Source organism: Zymomonas sp. (assembly GCF_020216885.1).
GTDB lineage: Bacteria > Pseudomonadota > Alphaproteobacteria > Sphingomonadales > Sphingomonadaceae > Zymomonas.
In genome coordinates this window covers 1-9,096 of record NZ_JAIWON010000137.1, presented here as the reverse complement: position 1 = coordinate 9,096, position 9,096 = coordinate 1, and the positions used below count along the sequence as shown (strand labels likewise).

At 43.9% G+C, this 9,096-nt stretch carries 7 protein-coding genes and 1 tRNA gene; 4 read left to right on the top strand and 4 right to left on the bottom strand.

Annotation, left to right across the window (positions count from 1 at the left end; genetic code table 11):
* The coding region (locus LDL18_RS07725; RefSeq protein WP_296508404.1) for a substrate-binding domain-containing protein at window positions 1–420 on the bottom strand (420 nt) is incomplete at its 3' end.
* Window positions 421–686: 266 nt separating this feature from the next.
* Between LDL18_RS07725 and LDL18_RS07720 the strand changes: the two genes are divergently transcribed.
* On the top strand, window positions 687–2,279 hold the full coding sequence (locus tag LDL18_RS07720; protein WP_296508402.1) for a porin: 1,593 nt from the start codon (window positions 687–689) through the stop codon (window positions 2,277–2,279).
* A gap of 76 nt (window positions 2,280–2,355) precedes the next feature.
* On the opposite strand, the gene mscL is transcribed toward LDL18_RS07720, so the two are convergent.
* Window positions 2,356–2,820 carry a large conductance mechanosensitive channel protein MscL gene (gene mscL / locus LDL18_RS07715; protein ID WP_296508400.1) on the bottom strand — a complete coding sequence of 155 codons (465 nt, stop codon included), beginning with the start codon at window positions 2,818–2,820 and terminating at the stop codon, window positions 2,356–2,358.
* Window positions 2,821–3,050: 230 nt separating this feature from the next.
* Here mscL and LDL18_RS07710 point away from each other — a divergent pair, with 230 nt between their 5' ends.
* The 3 genes from LDL18_RS07710 to LDL18_RS07700 all read left to right on the top strand — a co-directional run bounded on the left by LDL18_RS07710 (window position 3,051) and on the right by LDL18_RS07700 (window position 5,396).
* A complete protein-coding gene (locus LDL18_RS07710) occupies window positions 3,051–3,677 on the top strand; it encodes a LemA family protein (RefSeq protein ID WP_296508398.1) in 627 nt (208 codons plus the stop codon).
* Complete coding sequence (locus LDL18_RS07705; protein ID WP_296508396.1) at window positions 3,607–4,755, top strand: TPM domain-containing protein; 1,149 nt, start codon at window positions 3,607–3,609, stop codon at window positions 4,753–4,755. The genes LDL18_RS07710 and LDL18_RS07705 overlap by 71 nt, the downstream gene beginning before the upstream one ends.
* Before the next feature lie 86 nt (window positions 4,756–4,841).
* A complete protein-coding gene (locus LDL18_RS07700; protein ID WP_296508394.1) occupies window positions 4,842–5,396 on the top strand; it encodes an NUDIX hydrolase in 555 nt (184 codons plus the stop codon).
* A gap of 12 nt (window positions 5,397–5,408) precedes the next feature.
* Here LDL18_RS07700 and LDL18_RS07695 read toward each other — a convergent pair.
* A tRNA-Arg gene (locus LDL18_RS07695) sits at window positions 5,409–5,485 on the bottom strand.
* A 150-nt stretch (window positions 5,486–5,635) separates the two neighbouring features.
* A complete protein-coding gene (locus LDL18_RS07690) occupies window positions 5,636–8,848 on the bottom strand; it encodes a TonB-dependent receptor (RefSeq protein ID WP_296508391.1) in 3,213 nt (1,070 codons plus the stop codon).
* Between the last annotated feature and the right edge of the window lie 248 nt (window positions 8,849–9,096).

Genomic DNA, 9,096 nt, shown 5'->3' with positions numbered 1-9,096 from the left:
GTTGATAGAAGCAATCCGTGGGTCATTCCAACGGGTGATTTTACCAAGATAAATATCGGCAAGAATGCTGCCCGTTAAATGCAAGCGACCTGACCGCAAACCCGGCAAGTTAATGATAGGAACAATGCCGCCCATCACAGTCGGGAACTGATAAAGACCATCTTTTGAAAGCTCTTCAGTTTTCAAAGGCTTGTCAGAGGCTCCGAAATCAACGGTAGAGGCTTTAATTTGCTTAATACCGCCACCGGAACCGATAGGCTGATAATTGATAACAACGCCCGTCTGATTGCGGTATGAATTAGCCCATTTTCCATAAACCGGCGCCGGAAATGTTGCACCCGCACCCGAAATGGTTGTTGCATAGGCCGCGCTGCCTAAAAGGCTAACAGAACCTAATAAGACAGCTATTTTCTTGACCATAACAGCGCTTCTTTCTTTATAATGCCGAATAGTAAGGTGTTTTATGCCTTCGAGCTGTAATCATGGCATATTGCACAAAAATGACAGAAATCTGTTTTTTATAAATTTTTTAAAAAACATCTCCGCCTTTTTACGCTGGAAACGAAGATATTCTGTCATATTTCTATCACAAAACTGTCTCCAAACTGTCATCAAATTGATAGAAAAACTGTCATAACTGCCATTTATGAACTGTCCTGCCGGAAAAGAATGTGCAGGAGCCTTTAATGCAGCCTTTTTTTCAATCCTTAAAAAGAAATAGCGCGCTCATACCCGCTTTAAGCATTTTAGCGCCTATTCCTGTGATGGCTTCTCCTGCCCATGCCGCTATATCTTCATCTTCTAAAAAATTAAAATCAGGTCATTTTTCGACACAAGCTGAAATCGCAAGACAGGCTGAAGAAATCCGGCAGCTTCATGCTGAAATAAAAGCTTTGGCAATGAAGCTAGATGCCCAGAATAATGCCAAGACAACAGAAACAACCGCATTAGCACAGGCGCAAACACCGGCAGGCAGCTCATCTGTTGCCACAACAACCGCCACCGACCAAAAAGCAGCCCCGTCAGATGCCCAGTTAAAATTGGCAGCAGCGATTGATTCTATTCCAGATCAAGTCAATAAAGCCGTCGATAAACAGGTCGATAAATCGCTTTCGCAAAGACTGAATAAAAATCTCAAATTTGGTGATTGGTTTGCGAAAACCCATATCGGGATGAGAATGTATTCTAATGCCAGTTGGGCAACCTATCGCTCTGACGGGAAAGCAGCGGCATGGATGCCTGCCCGAAATTCAGCAGCAACCTCGATCAATACGCCTGCTGGCAATATTGGCTATGATACGAAAAATCGGCCAATTGGAGATTCCATCGGCTTTGATCTGAAACGCTTTTATTTGATGGTTGACCATAAATTTAATGACAACTGGGCTGCCCGTTTAACAACAGATGCCTCTTATATTTCTGGTGTGGGCGAAGCCATTTACATTAAACATGCTTATTTAGAAGGGAAGCAATCTGACGCTTTTTCCGTGCGTTTCGGTGCCGCTGACCTTCCATGGTTACCTTTTGTCGAAAATCTCTATGGTTATCGCTGGGTTGAAAATACCACTTCAGAAAGAGCGAATTTCGCGACTTCGGCCGATTGGGGTATTTTTGCCATGGGTAAATTATGGAACGGCTTGGTCGAATATAATATGGCCGTTGTGGACGGATCGGGTTATCGCTCGCCCTTCCGTTCTAAAAATCCTGATTTTGAAGGCCGTATTAATGTCAATTATGCCGGATTTACGGTCGGTGGTGGGGCTCATATCGGGCATCAAGGTCAAGAGCGCGGCCAGATGGGCGAATATGTTTATAATGCCGCACAACGTTATAATGCGATTATCGCTTATGTGCATGGCCGCTTCCGTTTCGGTGCAGAATATTTTTATGCCAAGGATTTCACCAGTTCAGCCTTGGATTGTAATTTGAACGCCTGTGCATCCTCCAGTGATCTTTATAAAAAAGATGCCGGTCAAGGGGCTGCTGGATGGGGATCAGTTCGTATTTTTGATAAAGTCTCGCTATTCGGGCGGTATGACTGGGCGCAACCTTATATGAAAAGCGATTCTCATTTCAAAGATCACTATTTCAATGCGGGTATTGATTGGCAGCCCATTAACAATATTGATGTTGGCCTTGTTTATAAACAGGAAAATGTCACCAATCACGGTTACACGGGCAGCGTGCCTATCTACATCAACACAACCAATGGATCGCTTGGTGGTATGAGAAGTGCCTCTTACAAAGAATTAGGTATCTTTACGAATTTTAACTTCTAGTCGGGCATTATCTTATCGTTATAAAAAAAGAAGGCATCTCGAAAAGATACCTTCTTTTTTAAAATTATTGATAGATTTATTTTTTACCGCGTAATTCGTCGCGGATTTCACGCAGTAAGACAATGTCTTCCGGCGTAGGCGCGGCTTCGGCAATTTTTTCTTCTTTTTTAGCTTCGGTTTTATCCAGCTCTTTTTGTAATTTAGCGGCTATCTTCATGATCATGAACAAAATGAAGGCAACGATGACGAAATTGACAACAACCGTCAAAAATTGTCCATAGCCAAAGAGCTGTACTCCGGCTTTTTTCAGATCATTATAGCTGGTTAATGATCCGGTATAACCGGCGGGGACAGCGCCCAATCGGATAAAAAATCCAGAGAAATCAACACCGCCAAAGACAGCACCAATGATCGGCATCAACAAATCACCCGTTACAGAACTGATGATTTTGTTAAAAGCATCGCCCATAATGACCGCGATACCTAAACCGAGCACATTGCCTTTGCTGATAAAATTCTTAAAATCAGTGAGTATTGACATAATCTTCCTTTTGCGATTCTGGAGATTTATCCTATCTTTAAAAGAGCGGATTCCCAAAATAAAATACGGGTCTCAAAAGCCGCTAAATAGTCCAAAACCGTGATTTTTGAATATAAAAAAGGCCGTGATATTAAATATTTTTTTCTGATATAGTAAATATGAAACATGGTCTGGATTTCATTTGTTCAATAACAAAATATATTGCATCCATCACTAACCGGAGATTTTTTATGTCTTTGTTACGCCGATCTTCTCCTTTTTTGCTTGCTCCGGTCGCCATCGTTTCTCTTTCAAGCTGTGGTATTAACCAGATACCCGCCGCCGAAGAAAACGCCAAAGCCCGCTGGGCAGATGTCCAAAATGAATATCAGCGCCGCGCTGATCTTATTCCCAATTTGGTGGCGACCGTAAAAGGCTATGCCAGCCATGAAAAAGATGTGCTGACTGCGGTGACCGAAGCCCGTGCAAAAGCAACGGCGATCAATGTAAAAGTTGATAACCCAGATTCTATGAAGCAATTTGCCGAGGCTCAAGGTCATTTAAGCATGGCTTTGGGGCGGTTAATGTCTGTTCGTGAACAATATCCCCAGCTGCAGGCTGATCAAAATTTTTTGGCACTTCAGGCACAATTAGAAGGTACAGAAAACCGGATTACGATTGCCAGACGCGACTATAACGAAGCTGTCCAGCAGTATAATACCTTGGTCAGGACTTTCCCGAATGCCATTGGTGCCAAAATATTCTATGGCGCAAAACCAATGACGCCTTACGAAGCGACGGCCACCAATGCCCAAGCTGCGCCGACCGTCAATTTTGACGCGCCTGCCCCAGCCACCCCATCCAACAGCCAAAAATAACAAGATGATAAAGCCGGTAGCTATGCTTTCACCTAGAAAAACTTCATCCTCCGGTTACCGGCTTTTCGGGCTGCTGCTGTTATTTGTCTTTTTGGTTTTTGCCAAAAATACATCGGCCTTTGCCCAAAATTTTCCGGAACTTGGTGACCAATATGTGGTCGATGATGCCCAGATTTTGACATCGGCGGATAAAAAACAGCTTAATTCAGACTTAGCTATGATCGAAGCCAAAAGCGGGCATCAAATGGTTGTTGTGACCTTCAGTGATCTTCAAGGCTATGATATCCGTGATTATGGCTATCGCTTGGGACGCTATTGGAAAATCGGTCATGCCAAGATCAATGATGGTCTGATCCTTTTAGTTTATACTAATCATAACCAAGATCATGGCCGGAAAGTCAGCGTCGAGGTCGGCTATGGATTAGAAGGTCAGATTCCGGATGCCTTGGCCTTTACCCTTCTTCACCAGAAGGTGACGCCAATTATGAAGAAAGATCCCCGAAAAGGCATCAAAACGGCCGTGCAAATTTTCGGTGATCTTCTGACAGATCCGAATGACGAGCTAAGAAATAAATCTCTAGCTGCAGAGCAAGCCTACCAAAATAAAAGAGCCACTGATCCCCTACCCTCCGATGTAAAGCCCCTACCGCCTATACATCCTCTTTTCTGGATTATTTTGTTCTGTGGTGGTGGCTTAGTCATTATTGCTATCGTCAGTGAAGGCCAGTATCGCTCACAAAAGAAACCACAAACTTTGTCCAGTAATCATGGGTTGTTGTCTCCTAAAACGCGGCTCCAGATATTCTTTGCGACTTTGTGGTCAGTTATTAAAACAATTTTTTCAGCTATCTATGCGGTTCTGAAATTCTTTTTGGCTGTTCTCTCCATTTTTTCGATCCTCTCTATGCTGTTTAACCGACGTGGCGGTGGTGGGGGCGGCTCTTCCTCCGGTGGTGGTTTCTGGGGCGGCGGAAATGATGATTCCGGTAGCGGCGGCGATTGGGGTGGCAGTGATGATTCTTTTGGCGGTGGCGACGGTGGCTCTTTTGGCGGCGGCGGTGCCTCTGATGATTATTAAAAATCACCATTTTTTTGATGGGCTATTGCTTTAACCTATCAATAGTTCGTTGCAGCCAGATTATGACTTTTGAATAGGCGGAAATGATGTCACATAATTCAGAATCCCCATCCCAGCCTGAAACTGAAATACTTTATTCCGGCAAATTCATTATTCTGAAACGGCGCGGAACATGGGAATATGCCAGCCGTCCCCATAATATGGGCGCAGCCGTTATCCTCGCTTTGGATGGGGAATATGTTATTCTTGTCGAACAACCTCGTATTCCTTTTGGGGCGCATACAATCGAATTGCCCGCGGGCTTGATTGGGGATACCGATTCACATGAATCGGTCGAAACCGCAGCAGCTCGTGAATTGATCGAAGAAACCGGATATCAGGCTGATATCATCGAAAATTTGGGTCAATTCGCCTCTTCCCCCGGTATGACATCAGAAAGCTTTTTTCTGGTGCGCGCTCAAAATCTTACCAAAATTTCAGACGGCGGCGGCGTTGATGATGAAGAGATCACCGTCCATCGGGTAAAATTGTCAGAATTGCCTGATTTTCTGGAACAGAAACGACAGCAAGGTCTCGTCATTGACGCCAAATTATTATTACTTTTGGGGTCAAATTTTCTGGAATTGTCTGTTTCTAAATAGAAAATAAAAAGATGGTGACCCCGGCGTGACTCGAACACGCAACATCCTGCTTAGAAGGCAGGTGCTCTATCCGGTTGAGCTACGGGGCCACTAGCGCCATGCTCTATACGCATTTAATCGCAATTTTCAACCATTTAATATTTTTAGACTCTTTAATCTTTTAAAAACGCCTTTTCTAATCGGATATCAGGCATAAAAAATCCCCTTCTCTTTTGAAAGAAAAGGGGATTTTTTTAGTTTTAGAAATGGACTCCAATCGACATTTTAAAGGAACGTCCCATCAAGGCCTCATAATAACGTGTTTGACTGACAGCTCCCGGATATTTGGGCAGCGCATCCGTGATATTGTTGACCATCAGGCTGGCATCAATATGGTCAGTAATCCTGTATCCTACCGTCATATTGAAATAGGCAAAATCAGGCCGTTTATTATTCTCATACGTTTTATCCGAAACCTGAACCGCATAGCGGGCTTTACCATACCAAAGGGTTTGCCACTGGAAAGACAATCTATCACGCGTATAGTTAAGATTCAGCGTAATGTTGTCTTGTGGTTGCCCTGTGGTGCCGAATAAATCATAGGTGCTGGTTAAGATTTTCTGCTCGTTTTTGACATAATGAATGTAATTACCTGTCAATTCCACCGTGCCGGCTGAATCAGGCAATCCTAAACGATGCAGAGGAAGAACATAATCAATTTTTCCCTGAACAGCCTGCATATGTTGACTGGCAACATTGTAATATCCTTCGGCAAAATCAGTGACCTGATGTGTGGAAGAATCACGGGTAAAGGCACTACAATAACTACTGTTGGGATAAGATGAAGAGTCATAGCAGGCACTCATCAAATCACCGAGGCCAAGAGAGGTGATCTCGTTATTGATTTTGACATCAATATAGGCACCGTTGATGGTCAGTCCCGGAACAAAATGGGGCGTAAAATCAACCGCCGCTGTAAAGCTGTGCGATGTCTCGTTTTTCAAATGCGTGTTACCGCCACTCGTCCCCGGCATCGTCTGGTTAACGATTTGAGATTGGAAGTTGGTCGGAATACCGGCTGCCGCACAATTCGCCCGTCTTGTAGCTGGATTTGGACCTGAATCTAAAAATTCATATGAGCAAGGATCACTTGCCGAATCATAAACAGTAGCTTTTGTCGCAAATAATTCGGTTACCGAAGGATTCCGCACTGATTGAGCATAGTTACCACTAAAGCCGAAATCGCGCGTTGGCCACCATGCGCCGCCGAACATATAAGTCCAATAGCTTCCGGTCATACTGTTATTGATATATCGACCATTGGCCGTCAACGAAAGATTATAGGCACCCTCCATATGCATATTGGGTGAAATCAGCGGGATTTCTAATTCACCAAAGGCTTCATGGGTATGGTAAGCACCGCTAACTGCCGTTACAGGCGCAGAATTACCATAGCGCCGCCTTGTCCCATCCGATAACAATTCACCTTTAGCAAAACTTCCCGGATTGAAATTATAACTTTCACGGCGATGTTCATAACCAATATCCCAACGGATATCGCCTGCTGGAAGTTTGACAATAGTGCTGTTAATTTCAGCTTGGATATCGCGCTGGGAATTGCGGTTTTTGCTATGCACATCAGAAATGACATAGTCTTTCGCCGCTTGCGACATCTGGTTAAACCCAAAGGGATTCAACGGCGAACAGGTCGAACTTCTGGTGGCTGCTGTCGAATTCACATATCCGGCGGCACAAACAATATTGCCGGCGGCATCAGTTGTCGCATTCAAAGCATTGATGAAATTCTGGGTGTTGATCGAAGGTTGCCAAGTATTATTGAAATATTGGCTATATTCCCCCGATATTTTCCAGTTAAAATGCCGCCCAAAAGCATTAAAGTCACCATCAAGCCCCCCTTGCAACCGATACATTTGGTCTTTGGTTCTGAACATACCAGCATCCAGATCCTGATTAAGCCTTTCCATATAGAAAGTATCAGTGGGCTGACCGGCAGCCTTCAGGGCATTGATAATAGTCGTCCGTTCGGCCGCTGTCAGGAAGGGATTATTCGTGCTTAACGTTAACGGGCCATTGACATCGGTATAACCCGTATAGGGATCTCCGTTTAAATAACTATCCATGGTCATGGGGCCTTGGAAGCCGGTATCCTGCCATGTCCCTTGCGCCGTCTGGCTTTTTGCTTCACCACGCTGATACCATCCTTGCCATGTAGCATGAATATGGTCGCTCAAATCATAATGGCCAAGGGTTGTCAGATTGAGGTTTTTGGATGGGGTATATATCTGGCTGTAATCACTAAGCGCGATACCATTCCCGCCTAATCCATAATAATTATCACGAATTAAGGTATCGGCGGTCAATGGGACAAGGGATTTACCATCCTGACTGAACATCGCGGCTTGATTGCCATTCCCTGACGGCACACCCAGATCAATCTGATTGAGATAGGTCGGATAAGATCCCATAGTGCCTGCCGTAAGCGGCATACCTGTCACCGAACTTTGGATATAGCGCCGTCCCTTGGTAAAGACATAGGAATAAGGTGACGTGCTTCCTACAGGCCGATGGGAATAAGAGGTCTTTTCCGAACCAAATATATTATTTCTGTCCTTGGCAAGGACACCGCCACTATGACGATATTCAACATCAAAGACGATACCGCCCCGCCCTTCGTTGAATTCGGTGCCCCCTTTGAAATAGATTTTTTCCTGAGGCGCTTTTAATCTTTGGGTAAAGCCACCTTGTGCATTAAAATCGATGCCCTTGAAGTGATCATCCAACTGATAATTGACCACACCGGCAACTGCATCGGCACCATAAGCCGCACCCGCACCACCGAATTTTGTATCAATCTTTTTAATCAAAGAAGTCGGAATGGTGCCGACATCGACCTGCGAACCGGAACCAGCACCAAAAATCGAGGCAGTCGCCCCGCCAACCATTCTCATACCATTGATCAAGGTCAAGGTGCGTTGGTCACCCAAATTGAAAAGGGAAACAAAAGACTGACCTGCACCATAGCTACTTTGCGCTCCGATCGGGCTATTATTCGGAACCGAAAAGGCTGGATTTTCGCGAAGTAAAGCCAATCCGATATCGGTATAACCTCGCGTTTTAATCTGTTCTTCGCCCAAGCTTGAACCCGCCATCACATTGGAAAGACGAGATTTCGACAAACGTGTTCCCGTAACGGTGATAGTATTAGTATCACTTGCCGAATTATGGTCTTTATCCTTGGCTTTATCTATTTTTTTATCAGTAGATGATGCCTTGGGCATATCCGATAGATTGCTGATGGATGGTGTATTGTCCGATAAAACAGGGTTTTGAACCTGTTCACTGTCCGCCTGAACCGCCAAAGCTGGTGCAATAAAAGAAGAAATGCTGGCTAATAGGCCAAGACGGAATAAATGCACAGGCCATCTTGAAGAAAGCCCATAACGATTTTCCATAGATTGTACCCCCCCATTGGTAAAATCGTGAAATTTTCAATTATACTCGCTTCATTTTTGTAACATGATAATATTTATTGACAATAGTATTGTTATATATTTCTCAATATAATTTATTTATAGTGGCGCGAAATAACTTAATAAGTTTAATTCGTTTTAAAATGAATTAAGTTAACATTTAAATTGCTAATTTATATTTTTTTATTAAAGTGGATATCATTTTTAAGAATAAAAATATCTCATCAAGT